Source organism: Micromonospora sp. M51 (genome assembly GCF_018070305.1).
GTDB classification, from domain to species: Bacteria; Actinomycetota; Actinomycetes; order Mycobacteriales; family Micromonosporaceae; genus Micromonospora; species Micromonospora parva.
In genome coordinates this window covers 1-18384 of sequence record NZ_JAGPXZ010000026.1, presented here as the reverse complement: position 1 = coordinate 18384, position 18384 = coordinate 1, and the positions used below count along the sequence as shown (strand labels likewise).

The 18384-nt window shown below is 70.4% G+C and carries 16 protein-coding genes, 1 tRNA gene and 1 pseudogene; 11 read left to right on the top strand and 7 right to left on the bottom strand.

The window, feature by feature from the left end:
• Together KBX53_RS03105 and KBX53_RS03100 are read right to left on the bottom strand one after the other, a co-directional pair.
• Positions 1-307, bottom strand: a 307-nt coding sequence (locus KBX53_RS03105; RefSeq protein WP_210857747.1) for a hypothetical protein, incomplete at its 3' end; no start/stop codon positions are given.
• Between the two features lie 218 nt (positions 308-525).
• Positions 526-1155 carry a hypothetical protein gene (locus KBX53_RS03100; protein ID WP_210857746.1) on the bottom strand — a complete coding sequence of 210 codons (630 nt, stop codon included), beginning with the start codon at positions 1153-1155 and terminating at the stop codon, positions 526-528.
• A 198-nt stretch (positions 1156-1353) separates the two neighbouring features.
• Between KBX53_RS03100 and KBX53_RS03095 the strand changes: the two genes are divergently transcribed.
• Positions 1354-1524 carry a hypothetical protein gene (locus KBX53_RS03095; protein WP_210857745.1) on the top strand — a complete coding sequence of 57 codons (171 nt, stop codon included), beginning with the start codon at positions 1354-1356 and terminating at the stop codon, positions 1522-1524.
• Positions 1525-1554: 30 nt separating this feature from the next.
• Here KBX53_RS03095 and KBX53_RS03090 read toward each other — a convergent pair whose 3' ends face one another.
• Together KBX53_RS03090 and KBX53_RS03085 are read right to left on the bottom strand one after the other, a co-directional pair.
• Entirely contained in the window at positions 1555-2418 is an 864-nt protein-coding gene (locus KBX53_RS03090; RefSeq protein WP_210857744.1) for an alpha/beta fold hydrolase, read from the bottom strand.
• Between the two features lie 126 nt (positions 2419-2544).
• Positions 2545-3801: a hypothetical protein gene (locus KBX53_RS03085; protein ID WP_210857743.1), complete on the bottom strand. Its 1257-nt coding sequence runs from the start codon at positions 3799-3801 to the stop codon at positions 2545-2547.
• A 47-nt stretch (positions 3802-3848) separates the two neighbouring features.
• Between KBX53_RS03085 and KBX53_RS03080 the strand changes: the two are divergent.
• The 4 genes and pseudogenes from KBX53_RS03080 to KBX53_RS03065 all read left to right on the top strand — a co-directional run.
• Positions 3849-6491, top strand: a pseudogene (locus KBX53_RS03080) (carbohydrate-binding protein); the annotation flags it as partial.
• Positions 6492-6566: 75 nt separating this feature from the next.
• Entirely contained in the window at positions 6567-8681 is a 2115-nt protein-coding gene (locus KBX53_RS03075; protein WP_030330397.1) for a ThuA domain-containing protein, read from the top strand.
• 301 nt (positions 8682-8982) lie between these two features.
• The gene (locus KBX53_RS03070; RefSeq protein ID WP_167337286.1) at positions 8983-9486 is read left to right on the top strand and encodes a sensor histidine kinase; all 504 of its coding nucleotides are present in this window, start codon (positions 8983-8985) and stop codon (positions 9484-9486) included.
• Positions 9487-9698: 212 nt separating this feature from the next.
• Entirely contained in the window at positions 9699-10706 is a 1008-nt protein-coding gene (locus KBX53_RS03065) for a sugar phosphate isomerase/epimerase (protein ID WP_210857742.1), read from the top strand.
• A 64-nt stretch (positions 10707-10770) separates the two neighbouring features.
• Here KBX53_RS03065 and KBX53_RS03060 read toward each other — a convergent pair whose 3' ends face one another.
• Positions 10771-11175, bottom strand: coding sequence for a hypothetical protein (locus KBX53_RS03060; protein ID WP_030330394.1), 405 nt, complete (start codon positions 11173-11175; stop codon positions 10771-10773).
• A gap of 297 nt (positions 11176-11472) precedes the next feature.
• Between KBX53_RS03060 and KBX53_RS03055 the strand changes: the two genes are divergently transcribed.
• A tRNA-Asn gene (locus KBX53_RS03055) sits at positions 11473-11545 on the top strand.
• 158 nt (positions 11546-11703) lie between these two features.
• Complete coding sequence (locus KBX53_RS03050; protein WP_210857741.1) at positions 11704-13821, top strand: MMPL family transporter; 2118 nt, start codon at positions 11704-11706, stop codon at positions 13819-13821.
• An 18-nt stretch (positions 13822-13839) separates the two neighbouring features.
• Here KBX53_RS03050 and KBX53_RS03045 read toward each other — a convergent pair whose 3' ends face one another.
• Positions 13840-14988, bottom strand: coding sequence for a class I SAM-dependent methyltransferase (locus tag KBX53_RS03045; protein WP_210857740.1), 1149 nt, complete (start codon positions 14986-14988; stop codon positions 13840-13842).
• 529 nt (positions 14989-15517) lie between these two features.
• On the opposite strand from KBX53_RS03045, the gene lxmK reads away from it, so the two are divergent.
• The 4 genes from lxmK to KBX53_RS03025 all read left to right on the top strand — a co-directional run bounded on the left by lxmK (position 15518) and on the right by KBX53_RS03025 (position 18101).
• Positions 15518-16600: a class V lanthionine synthetase subunit LxmK gene (lxmK, locus tag KBX53_RS03040; RefSeq protein ID WP_210857739.1), complete on the top strand. Its 1083-nt coding sequence runs from the start codon at positions 15518-15520 to the stop codon at positions 16598-16600.
• Positions 16597-17556, top strand: coding sequence for a T3SS effector HopA1 family protein (locus KBX53_RS03035; protein WP_210857738.1), 960 nt, complete (start codon positions 16597-16599; stop codon positions 17554-17556). The genes lxmK and KBX53_RS03035 overlap by 4 nt, the downstream gene beginning before the upstream one ends.
• A gap of 102 nt (positions 17557-17658) precedes the next feature.
• Positions 17659-17841 (top strand): hypothetical protein, encoded by a 183-nt coding sequence (locus tag KBX53_RS03030; protein WP_030330389.1) that lies wholly within the window; start codon positions 17659-17661, stop codon positions 17839-17841.
• A 71-nt stretch (positions 17842-17912) separates the two neighbouring features.
• Complete coding sequence (locus KBX53_RS03025; RefSeq protein ID WP_030330388.1) at positions 17913-18101, top strand: LxmA leader domain family RiPP; 189 nt, start codon at positions 17913-17915, stop codon at positions 18099-18101.
• A gap of 67 nt (positions 18102-18168) precedes the next feature.
• On the opposite strand, the gene KBX53_RS03020 is transcribed toward KBX53_RS03025, so the two are convergent.
• Positions 18169-18384, bottom strand: a 216-nt coding sequence (locus tag KBX53_RS03020; RefSeq protein WP_210857737.1) for a hypothetical protein, incomplete at its 5' end; no start/stop codon positions are given.

The window sequence follows — 18384 nt, the reverse complement described above, 5'->3', positions numbered from 1 at the left end:
GGAAGGTCCGGCCACTGGGCGCGGGATCGGGTGGGGCGCCCGGCCCGGCCATCGGCGTGCGCGTCGGCTCGACCGAACCGAAACCGTGTCGTCCCGCCGGGTCCGTCCGACCCGCCGGGGCACCCGCCCGCCGCTCGCCGCGCCGGCCCTCGGGCACCGCTGTCTCCTCGCTGCCCTCGTCCATCGGCGAGTCGTCGTCGGTGCCCCAGGGCGCGTCGGCGTCGAAACCGTCGCCGGTGCCCCACGGGTTGGTCGCCTCCGGCTCCAGCCGGTCGTTGTCGCCGCTGCGTCCCTTGTGCGCCGTCATGGCCACCCCGCTCGTCGGTCCGCCGCCACCGGCGGACGATGTGCCGTCCTCGGGCCGGGCTGCCCGCCCGCCCTCGCCGCCCGACAGGTCACCGGCGCGCCGCCGCACGGGCGCCGACTCGTCGTCGCGTGGGATTCGTCGTCACTCCGGTTACACGCGCGGGGCCGGCCAGCGCCCCGCCGTCGAGGTGGCGGCGGGACGCCGGCCGGCCCGACGCTTCAGCGTCCGGCCATCGCCATCGGCCGCTTGCCGTTGCTCATTCCCGCCATCTTGATCATGCTCTTGGACGCGCCCTTCATCCCACCCGCGCGACCGAGCATCCCGCGGAACACCTGGCCGGGCTTCTGCTGCTCACCCATGTACGCGGTGACCACGACCAGCGTCCCGGTCAGCGCCGGAATGGCCCACTGGAGCAGCTTCATCTGCCGTTGCGACGAAGCCACACTGGCCGGGGTCTGGTGGTTCGGCTCGGTGGCACCGCTCACCGACGGGCCGCCGGCCTTCTCCAGCCGCATGCCGACCAACCGGCTGTAGCCGGTGACCGCGAGCGCGCCGATGGTCAGCGCGGTCTTGATGGCGCTGGCCCGGCCGACGCCGGACTGGGCCGCCACCCGTGGGCTCTCGGTCACCAGTTCGCCGACGGCGCCGGCCAGGTGGGCGCCGATCGCCGCCGCGTTGACCGGCGTCCACTTGGACCATCCGGCCGACGCGACCGGGAGCCGCTGGGTCGAGTCGCTGATTTTCGCCGCTGCGCCGTTGACACCGAAGGCACCCATGAGGGAGCCGCCAAACCAGGCCGCCAGGCCCAGATCGTGCATCGAACGCAGTGCGGTGTGCCGTTCGGACATGTGATCCCCTTCCGCCGTGTCGGGCGGTGCGGCTTACCCGCCGCTCGGGCGGCTAACCCCGGCCCGCCAGGGCCGATCCGCGCCGTGGCGGGCAACTACGGGACATCCGTGGCGTCGGTGCGTCGGCCTCGTCCGGGCAGGAGTCGTTCGCCCGGTGGCGGGTAGATCCTCCAGCGACGCCGACGAGAGGGGAACGCGATGTCGCAGCCGGACGAGAGCCGGGAGAAGACCCCCAAAACAGACGCGGTGCTCATGCACCCCGACAACGACCCGAACCGGAACACGGCCGAGGTCGCGCCCCGCAAGGAGCACGCCGAGATCCAGGTCGAGCGGGACGGTGAGCTGGTGCCGCTGGACCAGGACGAGTGAGCCGACCCGCCCCCGACGGGCCGGTACGGCTCAGCGGGGCGGCAGGTCGGTGGCGAAGGCGGCGATCCGCCGCGCCAGCGGAACGCCCGCGCGGACCCAGGTGAAGTGGTCCAACGGCGCTCCGGCCTGCGCCACTGTGTACCGTTCCCGGGTCACCGGCGCGTCGCCGAGCTTCGCGCAGAGGTGGTCCATGGTCTCGTGCGGCGTGTACTGGTCGTCGTCGACGCTGACGGCCAGCACCGGTGTCCGTACCGCGCGGACCGCGGCCTCGGTGTCCGTACCGTTGAGCCGGGGGAACCGACCGGTCCGCGCGGTGTACGCCCAGTCGCGGATCACGCCGCGCGCCTGCCGGCCACCGAAGCCCCAGCCCGGCCAGAAGCCGAGCAGCGCCGCCGTGGCGGCGATGCCCTGGGTGTAGGGCAGCACGCCGAGGCCGCGCCGGCCCGGGTAGCTCCGCCAGTGCGGGATGCCGACAGCTACCAGCGCCAAGCCGTCCACCTCGCCGCCGCCGTGCAGGGCGAGGTGCAGCAGCGCGGCCTGCCCGCCGAGTGAGTGCCCGAGAAGCACTCGGGTGCGCCCGTCCAGCCGCGGCTTGAGGGCGGCCAGGACGGCGCCGACGTCGTCGGCCAGTTCGGCGTAACCGTGCAGGTCCGCCCGACTCGGCGCGGGCGTGCTCGCCCCGGTGCCGCGCAGGTCGGCCACGACCACGGCCAGCCCCGCGGTGCGCAGCGCGGCGGCGAAGGGCCGGTAGTAGCGGGCCCGGACGCCCATCGCGGGCCAGATCACCACCACCGGCGCGCCGGTCACTCCGGACGGTTCCGGATAGACCTGCACACCCAGCCGGCCACCGTCGACGTCGACGAACTCCTGCGCGTACTCCAGATCCCCGTTCACCGGCCCAGCCTACGGCCCTGACGTTACCGGCGGGTAGCAGCAGGCCGTCGACGACCGGGGCGCAGCTGACGCTGCACGCGACGGAGGGCCCCGCCACCTGGCGGAGCCCTCCGACCGACGCTGCGCTCAGGAGACCGAGATGGCCCCGTTGCTGGCACGCACGCAGGCCACCGAGCGGGCGCTGGTGGAGGCCGCGCCGCTCAGGCACTGGCCGAGCACCTGGTGCCCGGTGGCGTTCGGGTGCCACGACTCCTGGCAGGTCTGGAAGTAGCTGACGCAGGTGTTCGCGATCCGCTGGATGGCGATCTTGTCCTTGCCGGCGAGGCTGGTGACGAAGGTGCCGGTCGCGCCGTCCTGAAGCCGGATCGGAGTGGCCAGCGCGCCGGTCGGGCTGCCGGTCTGCTCGCAGAGCCGGGCACCGTTGAAGGCCTGCTGCACGTTCAGGTACACCAGGTCGTCGGCCGGGAACTCGGCAGCGAGGGTGTCCCTGGTGGACTTCACGATGCTGCCCAGGCCTTGGGAGAAGCGGTGCCCCGGCGCCAGGCTGGCCCGGTGGATCGGGCACCCGCCCGCGTACCGCTCGGCGCCGAGGTCACGGAACTTGTCCCGGGTGTCGTCCCGGCCGTCCTCCTCGTGGAACGTCTGGTTCAGGTCCAGCGGCAGCGGGTTCGTGTAGTCCTGGAACACCACCCGGTGCTGACCGTCCGCGTCCACCTGGTCGAGGGTGGTGAGGATCTGGCGTACGGCCGCCGTGGTCTCCGCGGTCGCGGCGCTGAGCTGCGCGGCGGTGGCCAGGTCGGCGTCGCTGCACGGCTTCTGCTCCACCGGGCCGTTCAGGTACGCCCAGAACTCCCACCAGCCGGTCCAGGCGTCGGCGATGAACCGGTTGGCGCACTTCTCCGCGACGCTGCCGAAGGTGAACGAGCTGTTGTTGGAACCGAGGCCGATCAGCACCAGGTCGATGTCCTGGGTCTGCGCGACGGTGCGCAGCTGGCTCAGCTGCGAGGCCACGGTACGACCGTTGGCCCGCGCCTGGGAGGCGTTGGCGATGTCGTGCGGCTGGCCGCCGGAGCAGGCCAGGTTGAACCGGTTCTGGATGCCCGGCAGGTTGGCCTGGTGGAGCGAGGCGTTCGCCGAGCGGTGGCAGAAGAACGCGTTGTTGTTCGCCGCCGTCCAGCCGGGGAAGCCCTGGCTGACGCCGTTGACGTCGATCACCGGGGTGTACGCCCCGGCGCCCTCGCCACTGATGAAGCTGTCTCCGAGCGCCACCGCGGCGGTGGGCAGCGCGGCGGACGCGGGTGCGGGCAGCGCGACGGCGGTCGACAACGCGGCCATGGCGATCGTGAGTCCCGCGGCGAGCGCGGTACGCCGGAACCTGGGCATGGGGCTCCCATCCATCGAAAGATGAAAGATTCTCTGAGGGCGCGATCAGATCACCCCTGCACACCGCCCGCAACGGCACCCTGCGCCGCACCGACGCGGGCGGCACCACCAGTGTGATCGGCACCCTGTCGGTCTACACCCACGACGAGGAGGGGTTGCAGGGCGTCGGGGTCGACCCGGGCTTCGCCAGCAACCGGTACATCTACCTCTACTACGCCCCGCCGCTCTCCACCCCCGGCGGTGACGCGCCGGCCACCGGCACCGACTTCTCGGCCTGGAACGGCGTCAACCGGCTCTCCCGGTTCACCCTCAACGCGGACTTCACGCTCAACCAGTCCAGCAAGGTCGACGTGCTCGACGTGCCGGCCAACCGGGGCCTGTGCTGCCACGTCGGTGGGGACATCGACTTCGACGCCGCCGGCAACCTCTACCTGTCCACCGGCGACGACACCAACCCGTTCGAGTCCGCCGGCTACTCGCCGCTGGACGAGCGGACCAACCGCAACCCCGCGTACGACGCGCAGCGCAGCGCCGGCAACACCAACGACCTGCGCGGCAAGATCCTGCGGATCAAGGTGAACGCCAACGGCACGTACTCCATCCCGTCGGGCAACCTGTTCGCCCCCGGCACGGCCAAGACCCGGCCGGAGATCTACGCGATGGGGTTCCGCAACCCGTTCCGGATCAGCGTGGACAAGGCCACCGGGGTGGTCTACGTCGGTGACTACGGGCCGGACGCCGGCTCCACCAGCTCCACCCGAGGGCCGTCCGGCCAGGTCGAGTTCAACCGGGTCGCCGCACCGGGCAACTACGGCTGGCCGTACTGCACCGGCACCAACACCAGCACCGAGACGTACAACGAGTGGGACTTCGCGACGAACACCAGTGGCGCGAAGTACAACTGCACCGGCGGGCCGACGAACAACTCGTTCCGCAACACCGGCCTGACCACCCTGCCGCCGGCCCAGCCGGCCTGGATCCGGTACGCCGGCGACGCCGGCACCCCGACCGAGTTCGGCGGTGGCTCCGAGTCGCCGATGGGCGGCCCGGTCTACCGGTACAACGCCTCGTCGACCTCCACCACCAAGTTCCCGCAGTCGTTCGACGGGCAGTTCTTCGCCACCGAGTTCGGCCGCGGCTGGATCAAGCCGATCCACGTCAACGCCGACGGCTCCCGGGGCACCATCGACACCTTCCCCTGGGTCGGCAAGCAGGTGATGGACTCCGCGTTCGGCCCGGACGGCGCGTACTACGTGCTCGACTACGGCACCGGCTACTTCAACGGTGACGCCAACTCGGCGCTCTACCGCTTCGACTACGTCGGCGGCGGCAACCGGGCGCCCACCGCGAAGGCCAGCGCCAACCGCACGTCCGGGGCAGCCCCGCTCACCGTGGCGTTCTCCTCGGCCGGCTCGTCCGACCCCGAGGGCGGCGCGCTCACCTACTCGTGGGCGTTCGGTGACGGAACCACCTCCACCTCGGCGAACCCGTCGAAGACGTACAACGCCAACGGCACCTACACCGCCACGTTGACGGTGCGGGACCCGCAGGGCGCCACCGGCAGCAGCAGCGTGCAGATCAGCGTCGGCAACACCGCGCCCACGGTCACGATCAACAACCCGGGTAACGGTCAGCTGTTCAGCTTCGGGGACACCGTGCCGTACAGCATCACGGTGACCGACCCGGAGGACGGCACCATCGACTGCACCAAGGTCAAGATGACCTACGTGCTCGGGCACGACCAGCACGGGCACCAGATCACCTCGAAGACCGGTTGCTCGGGATCGATCACCATCCCGGTCGACGGTGAGCACGACGACGCGGCGAACATCTTCGCGATCTTCGACGCCGAGTACACCGACGCCGGTGGGCTGACCACGCACACCCAGCACACGCTGCCGCCACGGCACCGTCAGGCCGAGTTCTACGCCACCTCGTCGGGGATCAACGTGTTCAGCAAGACCCCGGCCGAGGGTGGCAAGACCGTCGGTGACATCAACAACGGCGACTGGATCGCCTTCCAGCCGTACCGACTGGGCAACGTGACCTCGTTCAACGCCCGGGTCTCCTCGGCGGGTGCCGGTGGCACCCTCCAGGTCCGGGCCGGCTCGGCCACCGGCACGGTGCTCGGCTCGGCCACGGTCCCGGTCACCGGCGGCTGGGAAACCTTCACCACCGTCACCGGGACGATCAGCAATCCGCCGACCGGCACGACCACCCTCTACCTGACCTTCGCCGGGTCGGGCACCGGGGCGCTCTACGACCTGGACGCGTTCACCTTCGTCACCGGCACGCCGCCGGCCAGCGGGACCGGGCCGATCAAGGGCCTGGGCGGCAAGTGCCTGGACGTGCGGGGCGCCGCCACCGCCGACGGCACGCAGATCCAGATCTACACCTGCAACGGCAGCGCGGCGCAGACCTGGGCGGTCACCGCGAACTCGACGATCAAGTCGTTGGGCAAGTGCCTGGACGTCTCGGGTGCCGGCACCGCGGACGGCACCAAGATCCAGCTCTGGACCTGCAACGGCACGGCCGCGCAGAACTGGGCCGCCCAGGCCGACGGCACGCTCCGCAACCCGTCGTCCGGCAAGTGCCTCGATGTCTCCGGTAAAATCTCCGACGACAGCACCGTGGTCCTCCAGTGGACCTGTGTCAGCGGTGCCGCCAACCAAAAGTGGACCCAGCCCTGAGCTGGCGGGAGGGGCCCTTCGACAACGCCTAGTGTGGTGCGAGGGGCCCCTCCTAACCGCAATTAGGAGAGCGATATGCGCAGACGCCTGCGACCCGTCCTCGGTGCGGCAATGGCCGCACTCGCCGTCATCGCCTGTACCACCCCGGCCACCCCGGCCAGCGCCGCCGACGCCCCGTACGACGTGCTGGTGTTCTCCAAGACCGCCGGTTTCCGGCACGACGCGATCCCGGTCGGCATCCAGACCATCCGCGACCTGGGCGCGGCGAACAACTTCACCGTCACCGCGACCGAGGACGCCGCCGCGTTCACCACCAGCAACCTGAACCAGTACGAGGCGGTCGTCTTCCTCAACACCACCGGCGACGTGCTCAACGCCAGCCAGCAGACCGCCTTCGAGTCGTACATCGGCTCCGGCCGTGGGTACGTGGGTGTGCACGCCGCCGCCGACACCGAGTACGACTGGCCGTTCTACGGCAACCTGGTGGGCGCGTGGTTCGCCTCGCACCCGGCGATCCAGCAGGCCAACATGAAGGTGGAGGACCGGGGCCACGCGGCCACCGCTCACCTGCCGCAGACCTGGACCCGCACCGACGAGTGGTACAACTACCGCACCAACGCCCGGTCGACCGCGCACGTGCTGGCCACCCTTGACGAGTCGTCGTACTCCGGCGGCGGCATGGGTGCCGACCACCCGCTGAGCTGGTGCAAGAGCTACAGCGGCGGCCGGTCCTTCTACACCGGCGCGGGGCACACCCAGGCGTCGTACGCGGAGCCGGCGTTCCGCAACCACCTGCTCGGCGGCATCCGGTACGCCTCCGGTCGGAGCAAGGCCGACTGCCGGCCCGAGACCGGCTACACCCCGCTGTTCAACGGCTCGACGGCCGGTTGGTCACAGGCCGGCCCGGGCAGCTTCACCAACTCCGACGCCACCCTGACCTCGGTCGGCGGCATGGGGTTGTTCTGGTACAACGCCAAGCAGTTCACCAACTACTCGCTGAAGCTGGACTGGAAGCTGGCCGGTGACGACAACTCCGGCATCTTCATCGGTTTCCCACCGTCGAGTGACCCGTGGTCGGCGGTCGACAACGGTTACGAGATCCAGATCGACGCCACCGACGCGACCGACCGCACCACCGGCGCGGTCTACACCTTCAAGTCCGCCGACATCGCCGCTCGCGACGCGGCGTTGAACGCCCCGGGGGAGTGGAACACCTACGAACTGCTGGTCGAGGGGGAGCGGCTGCAGATCTTCCTGAACGGCGTGAAGATCAACGACTTCACCAACACCAACCCGGTCCGATCGCTGGCCGGCCACATCGGCATCCAGAACCACGGCACCGGTGACGACGCCTCGTTCCGCAACATCCGGATCAAGGAGTTGGGCACCACGCCGCCGCCGACCGGCAACACCACGATCCAGGCCGAGACGTTCAGCGCGGCCAACGGCGTCTCCGCGTTCACCAAGGCGGGCGCCAACGGCGGGCAGACCATCGGCTACATCGACCCGGGCGACTGGGCCGCCTACAACGGCGTCAACCTAACCGGGGTCACCTCGTTCACGTCCCGGGTCGTCTCCGGCGGCGCGGGCGGCACCATCCAGGTGCGCACCGGTTCGGCCACCGGCCCGGTGCTGGGCTCGGTCGCCGTGCCCAACACCGGCAGTTGGACGACCTTCGCCAACGTCACCACGGCGCTGTCCAACGTCCCGTCCGGCACCCAGAACCTGTATCTCACCTTCACCGGTAGCGGCACCGGGCTCTTCGACGTGGACGACTTCACACTGGTCAAGGGGAGCGGCGGCAGCACCGGGGTCGGCCCGATCAAGGGTCTCGCCGGCAAGTGCCTGGACGTGCGCAACGGTGCCACCGCCGACGGCACCCAGATCCAGATCTACACCTGCAACAGCAGCGCGGCGCAGACGTGGACGGTGACGCCGAACTCGACGATCAAGGCGCTCGGCAAGTGCCTGGACGTCAACGGCAGCGGCACCGCCGACGGCACCAAGATCCAGCTCTGGACGTGCAACGGCACCGGCGCGCAGAACTGGGCGGCGCAGTCCGACGGCACCCTGCGCAACCCGTCGTCGGGCAAGTGCCTGGACGTCTCCGGCAACAACTCCGCCGACAGCACGATCGTGCACCTCTGGACCTGCCTCAACGCCGCCAACCAGAAGTGGACCCTGCCCTGACCGACTGATCCCGGAGGGGCTGCGACCCGCGTCGTCGGCCCCTCCGCCTCGGCACAAGCGCGACGAGCGGTGTCGCCAACGAGCGTGATGCCTCTGAGTCATCCTGATGACTCAGAGGCATCACTGCTTCGCCCGCCGGCCCGCCATCACCGCTTCGCCCGGCCGCCGTGGGCGCGGGGTTGCGGGGGAGTCGGAGCCTCGGTGTGGGCTGATCCCCGCACCGCTGCCGGGGCATTCGGATGCGGCACATTGCGTGGACGCCGCCGACCGCTTCACAGCTGGCTGCCGTACCTTGACCAGCATGGGGTTGTTCGCGCAGTGGCGTGGGACGGTGCTGGCGCGAGGCCATCAGCTGCTCGGTGCGCTGGGCCGGGCGGAGGAGCCCGACGACCCGTCCGAGCCGACGCCCAGCCTGAACCGTCTCGACGCCTTGGTGGAGGGCTTCACCGCCGGCCAACCGGTGCGGTGGAGCATGGCCGGGCAACCCCGGCCGCTGCCCGGCCCGGTCGACGTGGTGGCGTACCGGATCATCGAGGAAGCGCTGACCAACGCCTGCCGGCACGCGCCGGGCGCTCCGGTCGGGGTCCGCCTGCGCTACGACGCCGCGGGCATCACCATCGAGATCCGCGACGAGGGCGTCGGGCCCGCCCCGGCAGGCGGCGGCAGCCAGGTCGCCGGGCGAGGTCTGCTCGGGGTACGCAGGCGCGCCGAGCGGCTCGGCGGCACCTTCTCCGCCGGCCCGCGCGCCGGAGGGGGCTTCACCGTACGGGCGGTCCTGCCCGCCCCCGAGGAAATGATCGGATGAACTGTCGACTCCAGGGCTTCCCCGATCGGGCACCTCGGAAATAGGCTGAGGGCGGCGACCGTGCTGGTGGCCGGTGACCCGGTGGGAGGCGCAACCCGCCGGGCCCAGGTGTGTTCCGCACCCACCGGTGACAGCGCGAACGCCGCGTACGTCCGGTCACCCCTCGCCCCGGTCCGCACAGGGAATCCCCATCACAACAGGGGAGAAGGACAATGGCGCGACCCATCACGCTCTTCACCGGCCAGTGGGCCGATCTTCCGTTCGAGGAGGTCTGCCGGCTCGCCTCCGAGTGGGGCTACGACGGTCTGGAGATCGCCTGCTGGGGCGACCACTTCGAGGTCGACAAGGCGCTCGCCGACGACTCGTACGTCGAGCGGAAGAAGGAGACCCTCGCGAAGTACAACCTCCACGTCTTCACGATCTCCAACCACCTCGTCGGCCAGGCGGTCTGCGACCACCCGATCGACGAGCGGCACCAGGACATCCTGCCCGGCCGCATCTGGGGCGACGGAGAGCCCGAGGGGGTTCGACAGCGGGCCGCCGAGGAGATCAAGGACACCGCGCGGGCGGCGGCGAAGCTCGGGGTGAAGACCGTTGTCGGCTTCACCGGTTCGTCGATCTGGCACACCCTGGCGATGTTCCCGCCGGTGCCGCCGGCAATGATCGAGCGCGGCTACCAGGACTTCGCCGACCGGTGGAACCCCATCCTCGACGTGTTCGACGAGGTGGGGGTGCGGTTCGCCCACGAGGTGCACCCCAGCGAGATCGCGTACGACTACTGGACGACGAAGCGGACGCTGGAGGCGATCGGCAACCGGCCCGCGTTCGGGCTGAACTGGGACCCGTCGCACTTCGTGTGGCAGGAGCTGGACCCGGTGAACTTCATCTTCGACTTCGCCGACCGCATCTACCACGTGGACTGCAAGGACGCGAAGGTGCGTACCGGGGACGGCCGGCGTGGCCGGCTCGCCTCGCACCTGCCCTGGGCGGACCTGCGCCGCGGGTGGGACTTCGTCTCCACCGGCCACGGCGACGTGCCCTGGGAGGACTGCTTCCGCGCGTTGAACGCGATCGGCTACACCGGCCCGATCTCGGTCGAGTGGGAAGACGCGGGGATGGACCGGCTGGTCGGCGCCCCGGAGGCGTTGCAGTTCGTCCGCCGGCTCGCCTTCGACGCACCGAGCGCCGCCTTCGACGCGGCGTTCAGCAGCAAGGACTGATCGCATCCCGGACCGACCACGGGCCGGTCGCCCTGCGGCGGCCGGCCCGTGTACGTGCGTGTGGTCAGAGCGTGCTGGCGTTCGTGCCCGAGCCGGACGGCTTGGTGCGGGGGTTCGTGGACGACGGCGACCCGGAGGTCGTGCCGACCGTGCTGGTGCCCGCCTTGGCGCCCACGGTGGCGGGCGTGCCGGCGAACGCGTCGTCGGCGGCGGTCAGCTCCTGCTTGCCGGTGCTGCCGTTGCCGGTGCCCAGCTTCTCGGCCAGTTTGGTCTGGCCGAGCTTGTCCTTGCCCTCGCTGTAGAGCTTGTTGGCCTGGGCCTGCGCGACCCCGGCCGCCTCCTGGACGGTCGGGTGGTCGAGCACCTTGCGGCCCCGAACCACGAGCTCTTCGTACTTTTCCCGGCCGGCACGGGCGCCCAGGACGAATCCCGCAGCCAGCCCGCCAAGAAACATGATCTTTCCGCGCATGGCGGCTCCTTCCGTACCTGACGCGCCGTCATCCTCCCGGTGAGTTGCCCCGTCGGAAGGCGACCTGTTCGCGCCTGCGTCCTCTGTCCGCAGCTAACTACCCATCCTGCTCTCCGCTCAAGCATGTCTGGGCCGGGATGGCGATTTACCCTGTATGTCGATGTGTCGTGGCACCTGACCTGCGGATGTCGATCATCAGGTGCCCGGGTGTAACCCACTGGACCGCCACGGGGGAAAGTCCTGTACTCTTGTCCCGTCGCACGGCGTCGGCGAGATCCGATTCCGGGCGGTGCACGATCCCCTGTAGCTCAATTGGCAGAGCAGCCGGCTGTTAACCGGCAGGTTATTGGTTCGAGTCCAATCGGGGGAGCTTCTCCACCCAACGCCCGTCGGCCTGATGCCGACGGGCGTTTTCGTGTGTGTGACCCTGTTTCACCCACCCTGGACCTGCCTGCCCGGCAGGATGGTCGATGTCGACTGAGGCTCCCGCTGCGTCGATTGATGCGTCGATCCTTGAGGTGAGTGCGGATGTCCGGACGAGGCGGCAGGGCCACGCTGATCGCGGTGGCGGTCGTGCTGGCCTGGTTGGTGATCGGCGGCGTGTCCGGCCCGTACGCAGGACGTCTGAGCGAGGTGGCCACCAACGACAACGCGGCCTTCCTGCCCACCGACGCCGAGGCGACCCGTGCCCAGGATCTCGCCGGCGAGTTCGTCGACCGGCAGACCACCCCGGCGCTGGTCGTCTACGAGCGGCGCTCCGGGATCACCGACGCGGACCGGCAACGGGTCAGCGCCGACGCCGCCCGGTTCGCCCAGATCCCCGGCGTGGTCACCCCGCTGCCCCCGCCCATCCCAAGCGAGGACGGCCAGGCACTGCAGGTCGTCGTGCCGGTGGACGACGCCGAGGGAGAGGAGATCGGCGCGGTCGTCGAGCAACTGCGCGACATCACCGGCGGCGACCGGGACGGCCTCACCGTCGACGTCTCCGGCCCGGCCGGCCTGCTCGCCGACCTGATCGAGGTCTTCTCGGCGATCGACGGCCCACTGCTGCTGGTCACCCTGGTCGTGGTGCTGATCATCCTGCTGGTCGTCTACCGCAGCCCGGTCCTCTGGATCTTCCCGCTGCTCGCCGCCGGCATGTCGTACGCCCTCGCCTCGGTCTTCGTCTACCTGCTCGCCGACGCGGACGTGCTCAAGCTCAACGGGCAGGCCCAGGGCATCCTCACCGTGCTGGTCTTCGGCGCCGGCACCGACTACGCGCTGCTGCTGATCGCCCGCTACCGGGAGGAGCTGCACCAGCACGACCGGCCCTGGGACGCCATGCGCGCCGCCTGGAAGGGTGCCGCGCCGGCCATCATCGCCTCCGGCGGCACCGTCATCGTCAGCCTGCTCTGCCTGCTGCTGTCCAGCCTCAACTCCAACCGGGCGCTCGGCCCGGTCGCCGCCATCGGCATCGGCGCCACCCTGCTGGTGATGCTCACCTTCCTGCCCGCGCTGCTGGTGCTCGGCGGGCGGTGGGCGTTCTGGCCCCGACGGCCCGAAGCCGACCAGGCCGACCCACGGGCCGAACACGGCATCTGGAGCCGCATCGCCGGCTTCGTCGCCCGGCACGCCCGGCCGATCTGGCTGAGCACCGCCGTGGTGCTGGCAGTGCTGACGCTCGGCCTCACCCAGCTCGGCGCCACCACCCTCGGCCAGTCCGACCTCTTCACCCAGCGCACCGACTCGGTGGACGGCCAGGAAGTGATCTCCCGGCACTACCCGGCCGGCACCGGCAGCCCGGCCACCATCTTCACCACCGAGCAGACCGCCCGGCAGGTCGCCCAGGTCGCGAAGGACGTCCCCGGCGTCGCCGACGTCCGCCCTCTCACCACCGGGCCGCAGACCGGCCCACCCGAGGCGAACGCCGCCCCGAAGGTCGTCGACGGGCGGGTGCAGTTGGAAGCCACGCTGGCCGACCCACCCGACAGCGACGGCGCCGAACGGACCATCCGCGAGCTGCGGGTCGCCGTACACCAGGTGCCCGGCGCGGACGCGGTGGTCGGCGGCTTCACCGCGATCAACGTGGACACCTCGGACGCCGCGAAGCGCGACCAGAACGTCATCATCCCGGTGGTGCTGGTGGTCATCGCGGTCATCCTGGCCCTGCTGCTGCGCGCGCTGCTCGCTCCGGTGCTGCTGATCGCCACCGTGCTGCTCAGCTTCGCGGCGACCCTCGGTCTCTGCGCGCTGCTGTTCCGCCACGTCTTCGACTTCCCCGGCGTGGACTCGTCGTTCCCGCTGTTCGCGTTCGTCTTCCTGGTCGCGCTCGGCATCGACTACAACATCTTCCTGATGAGCCGGGTCCGCGAGGAGTCGGTGAAGCGCGGCACCCGCGCCGGGGTGCTCTCCGGTCTCGCCGTCACCGGCGGCGTGATCACCTCCGCCGGCATCGTGCTCGCCGCGACGTTCTCCGCCCTCGCCGTCCTGCCGCTTGTGGTGCTCGTCGAGCTGGGTACCGCTGTCGCGATCGGGGTGCTGATCGACACCATCGTCGTCCGCTCGCTGCTGGTGCCCGCGCTCGCGTACGACATCGGGCCGAAGATCTGGTGGCCGGGCCGGTTGTCCCGGGCGAACGGCGAGCGGGAGGTACGCGACGCTGGTTGAGACGTTCGCGCGCCGCTGTCAGTCCGGCACGCCGGCGCGCTGCCGCACTCCCCGGGGAATCCAGGACGGCGCTCCGCCGTCCAGATTGCGCTCCTTCTCGACGAACGCCAGGTTGTGGTAGAAGTGCACGCCCCCGATGTCCGGGTCGGTGAAGGCAGGGGTCCGTCCGACGATCTCCTCGTGGTGCAGGCCGTCGACGAGCGTCTTGAGGAACCCGAGGCTCGTCGCCGGGTCGTCGTAGGTCCCGGCCCGACCGCCGAAGGTCGGCCAGTACGACGTCTGCAGGTCCTCCATGACGTACAGGCCGCCGTGGCGCAGGACGGGGAAGAGGGAGGCGAACGAGGCGAGCAGGTGGGCGCTGACGTGGCTGCCGTCGTCGATGACGATGTCCGGCCGGCCCCTCACCTCCACCACCCGGGCCAGGTCGGCGGGGGACGACTGGTCGCCCTGCAGCACTGTGACCCGCTGGTCGGTGAGGTGCGACTTGTCGACGATGTCGAGCCCGTAGACGAGCGCCCGGGGAAAGTAGCGCCGCCAGACCTCCAGTGACGCCCCGCCGCGGTGCTGGTCACCGAACCCGCCCACCCCGATCTCCAGGATGGTCAGTGGCTGGTCGCGCAGCGGGCCGAAGTGCTGCTCGTACCGGCGGGGGTAGGTGTGGTGGCCCCACTTGTCGGAGCCGTAGCGGACGCAGAGTTCGGCCAGGCCGATGTCGTACGGCCGGTCGAGCGCGTCCACGAGTCGGCGGACCACGTCGTAGGCGGGCAGTGGGCGGTCGAACGCCGACGGGTCCTCCAGGTGCCCCCAGTGGACCACCCGGCTCGCGCTGGACTGCGCGCCGCGCGGCCCGAACAGGCTGCGGACCACCTCGGTGAGGTCCTGGGTCAGCGACGCGTCGGGCGTCCCGACGGGCTCGGGGAGGTGTGCGACCCCCGCCGACCCGACCTGGAGCCCGTACCGGATCGTCGCGTCGCCGTGCCGCAGTCCCACCTGGACGGCGACGTCGGGGCCCGCCGGCACGTCCGCCCGGTGCAGCAGCTCGCGGACCGCGGTGGCGGCGACGGCGTCCGCCCCGAGGTCGTCGATCACCGCCGTGATGCCGTCGGCGCTGCCCCCGGCCGCGGAGATGAGTCTGCCGAGTCCCGTTCGATCCACAGTCGTCTGCATCAGAAGATCATAAATGTCTACAGCAGTGTTTCGGGGTACGTGGCAGACCCGACGACCGGTCGCCCGGTGCTGTCGCGCGGACCGCTGGACGGGCCCTGACCAGCCACTTTGGCGCATCCGAGCGGGCCGTTGCGGCGGCCTCGCCGTCGCTGGGCCAGCGGATCGCCCAGTTGCGAAAGTTGGAACCCGGGAAATTCCGGGGTTTAACCCCCGTCGATCCGCGCTGACCTGGGGTTTCGCCGGCTGACCGGCCGTCCTGTCGGGTTCGGCCAACCGGTACATCGGACAAAATGCCGCGGCCCGTAGAAACGAATTTAATACGGCCCGACATCGATGCCTTGCCGGGTCCTACCCGGTCGTGATTATCTTCAACCACGCCGCTCGCCGGTACGACAGAAAGACAGTCGCAAAGGCAGGCGGAAGACCGGGTCCGGCACCCTCGCCGGAATATTCAACTGAACGTTGGCTGCGCCTTGGCGTGCCCGTCCGAGAATTGTTGGAGGTGGCGACGGTGGTCACGAAACACGTGATGCCGATCGACTTGGACTCGGTCCCCGAGGTTGACGAAGTGCTGGTGGAGCTGGGTGTCGGCCCGTTCGTACGGGACACTGTCTCTGCTCCAATCGGCCGTAACGACGCCTGGTCGGGAGTCACCGAAAGCGGTCGGGACGTTTTCGTCAAGCGCCTCACCGGACAGGTCGAAGACACCAAGAACAGAATGCGCAGGCTGCTCGACTTCGAAGCCTACGCCGCGAAGGCCAATTTCGATAATGTGCACTGGCCGCAGTTCATCGGCAGCCACCCCGACCACCGGATCGTCGTTTTCGAACGAATCAACGACGCGGTGAACGGTGCCGCGCTGATGGTCGACGAGACCTTCAGCCTGGCCCACGCGCAGCAGGTCGGCCGGGCGATCGGCCACCTGCACGCGACCCCGCCACCGGAGGGCCTGCGCCTCGACGAGTCGCCGCCCGGGTTCCCGCCGGTCACGTTCCTGCAGGGCCTGCCGCTCTCGGTGTTCCTCAAGTCGAGTGCCGGCGAGATCGAGGCCTGGCGGCTGTTGCAGAACGACCCCGAGCTGATCGCCGCGGTGCAGCGCCTGCGCGACGCCGAACGGGACGCTCCCCGCGTCCCCTCGCACTGCGACCTGCGGGTGGACCAGTTCCTGGTCGCCGAGGACGGGTTGTTCCTCACCGACTGGGAGGAGTTCCGACTGGCCGACCCGGCCCGTGACGTCGGCGCGTTCGCCGGGGAGTGGGTCTACCGGTCGGTGCTCGACCTGGTCACCAATCGGGGCGACGAGGCGTTCGTCGACACCGAGTTCACCCACGAGCTGGTCCTGCAACGCGGTGTCGAGAAGATGCGCCGACTGCTGCCGCTGGTGCACGAGTTCTGGCGGGCGTACACCGACGTCCGGCCGGACATCGATGCGGGCCTCGCGGTCCGCGCGACCGCCTTCGCCGGCTGGCACCTGCTGGACCGGCTGGTCGCTGGCGCCCTGTCCTCGTCGCGGCTGTCCGCCATCCAGCGCGCCGCCGCCGGCGTCGGCCGCGCCGCGCTGGTCAACCCCGAGAAGTTCGCCACCACCCTCGGCTTTGGAGGTGCCCGATGACGTTGCAAGCCCAACCACTGGCCGGGGAACTGGCCCCCGCGATCCGGGACGCGGTCCGTCAGATCCGGGTCTCCCCGGACCGGACCACTGCCGTGATCGGTGGTCGCGAGGTCGTCGCCGACTTCCCCCGCGAGCTTCGCCGGTTGCTCGCCGAATCCATCTACAACGTGCTGCACTCCGGCCAGCCGGACGGCAAGGTGCCGACCCGGTTGCGGGAGGACGCACTCGAGGAACGCTTCACCGCGGCCGTGCCGCACCGGCAGATCCAGGTCGGGGCCGTCGTCCGGTCCACCGTCCAGCGCGACGCCGCCGGACGCGGACGGATCCTCGTCGAACGTGAGGGCCTGCGGATCTGGGCGCCGATCGAAGCGATCACCACGACCGGGTACGCCCCGGGCGAGCCGGTGCGGTTGGCCGTACCGCCGTGGCGGGCCGCGCTGTCACCGGGCTTCTTCCTGGTCGACGGTTCCCGGCAACGGGACACCTCCCGGGGTGTGCTGCGGGTCTACCTCAACGTCCTCGACGTGGATCACGCGGTCGAGGCCTGGCGCGAGGTGCTCACGTTCCTCGAGGAGAGCCAGGTGCCGTACCGGGCGAAGGTGCTCTCAGCCCGGGAGCTCTATCCCCGACGCGACGCGATAGTGGTCTACCTGGGCAGCGACTGGCAGCACGTCGCCGCCGACCTGGCGGAGCTGGCCCAGGGCCTGCGCGGCACCGGCCCCGAGACGTCGGTGTTCGTCGAGCGGATCGCCCCCGGCGTCGGCACGGCCTGGGAACCGGTCGACGGCAGGTCCGGCAGGCAGGGGCTGAGCTTCGGCCAGCACCGCGCCACCGTCCTGGCCGCGGCACTGGTGGAGGCCGCCGACGACCACCAGCGGGTCGACTCGCTGATCGTCTCACGCGTCCGGGAGGCCGGCATCGACCCGACCAACCCGGCCCGCAACACCACCGTCTGAAACCGACCGACAACACATCGCCAAGACCTGAGCTCGCTTGCTGGGAGGGTCAACAGGGGCGTTCCCAGTTTGGAGCTCAGTGCTTCCCCGAAGGAGAGAGAAGTGAACACGGACATCACCAAGAGCGACAACATCATGGAGCTCGTGTCCAGCTACGAGACCTACCTCGAGGCGGACGACGACCTGGGTGTCTCCGCCGTCGCGGACGCCCCGGCGACCACCTGGTACTGCGCGAGCGCCGCGGTCAGCTTCCTCACCGCCGCCACCTACGAGGCGACCTGCTGACCAGCTCTTCCCCGATCCCGTCCGCGCTCAGGCGGACGTCAGGTAACACCACGCACACAGAGGAGAGGTACATGCAGGAGAAGGCGAACAACATCGAGGAGCTGCTGGCGGGCTACGAGACCTACAGCACCGCCGAGGACATCGACCTCTCGGCCGTCTCGGACGCTCCCGCCACGACTCCCGGCTGCGCCATCGTCAGCGCCGGCGTCAGCTGGATGAGCGGCCAGGTGGTCTCGAAGACCATCGACGACGGCTGCTGAAACGAGTACCAGGTCCGGAGCGGCGGGCCGGAATCCCGCCGGCCCGCCGCTCGGACCCTGCCGACCCCTAGCGAGGTGCACCGCGATGACTGAGATCCCGCCCTTCCAGCAACTGTTGACCATGACCGACCTTCTGGTCCCGGCCGCCGTCCGCGCGGCCGCGCCAGGAGACCTGGAGGCCGGCCTCGGCGCCGAGCCGCTCGATGTCCTCGACCGTCCGCGTGGGCGCCGGCATCATCGACCGCAGCTGAAGTTCCGAGCCGGGGCCGGAGACCGGCATGGC

Bases quoted from the DNA above. Each gene is read 5' to 3' on its own strand.
- KBX53_RS03100 (WP_210857746.1), bottom strand. From the start codon at position 1,155: ATGTCCGAACGGCACACCGCACTGCGTTCGATGCACGATCTGGGCCTG.
- KBX53_RS03095 (WP_210857745.1), top strand. From the start codon at position 1,354: ATGTCGCAGCCGGACGAGAGCCGGGAGAAGACCCCCAAAACAGACGCG.
- KBX53_RS03085 (WP_210857743.1), bottom strand. From the start codon at position 3,801: ATGCCCAGGTTCCGGCGTACCGCGCTCGCCGCGGGACTCACGATCGCC.
- KBX53_RS03075 (WP_030330397.1), top strand. From the start codon at position 6,567: ATGCGCAGACGCCTGCGACCCGTCCTCGGTGCGGCAATGGCCGCACTC.
- KBX53_RS03070 (WP_167337286.1), top strand. From the start codon at position 8,983: ATGGGGTTGTTCGCGCAGTGGCGTGGGACGGTGCTGGCGCGAGGCCAT.
- KBX53_RS03065 (WP_210857742.1), top strand. From the start codon at position 9,699: ATGGCGCGACCCATCACGCTCTTCACCGGCCAGTGGGCCGATCTTCCG.
- KBX53_RS03060 (WP_030330394.1), bottom strand. From the start codon at position 11,175: ATGCGCGGAAAGATCATGTTTCTTGGCGGGCTGGCTGCGGGATTCGTC.
- KBX53_RS03050 (WP_210857741.1), top strand. From the start codon at position 11,704: ATGTCCGGACGAGGCGGCAGGGCCACGCTGATCGCGGTGGCGGTCGTG.
- KBX53_RS03045 (WP_210857740.1), bottom strand. From the start codon at position 14,988: ATGCAGACGACTGTGGATCGAACGGGACTCGGCAGACTCATCTCCGCG.
- lxmK (WP_210857739.1), top strand. From the start codon at position 15,518: ATGCCGATCGACTTGGACTCGGTCCCCGAGGTTGACGAAGTGCTGGTG.
- KBX53_RS03035 (WP_210857738.1), top strand. From the start codon at position 16,597: ATGACGTTGCAAGCCCAACCACTGGCCGGGGAACTGGCCCCCGCGATC.
- KBX53_RS03025 (WP_030330388.1), top strand. From the start codon at position 17,913: ATGCAGGAGAAGGCGAACAACATCGAGGAGCTGCTGGCGGGCTACGAG.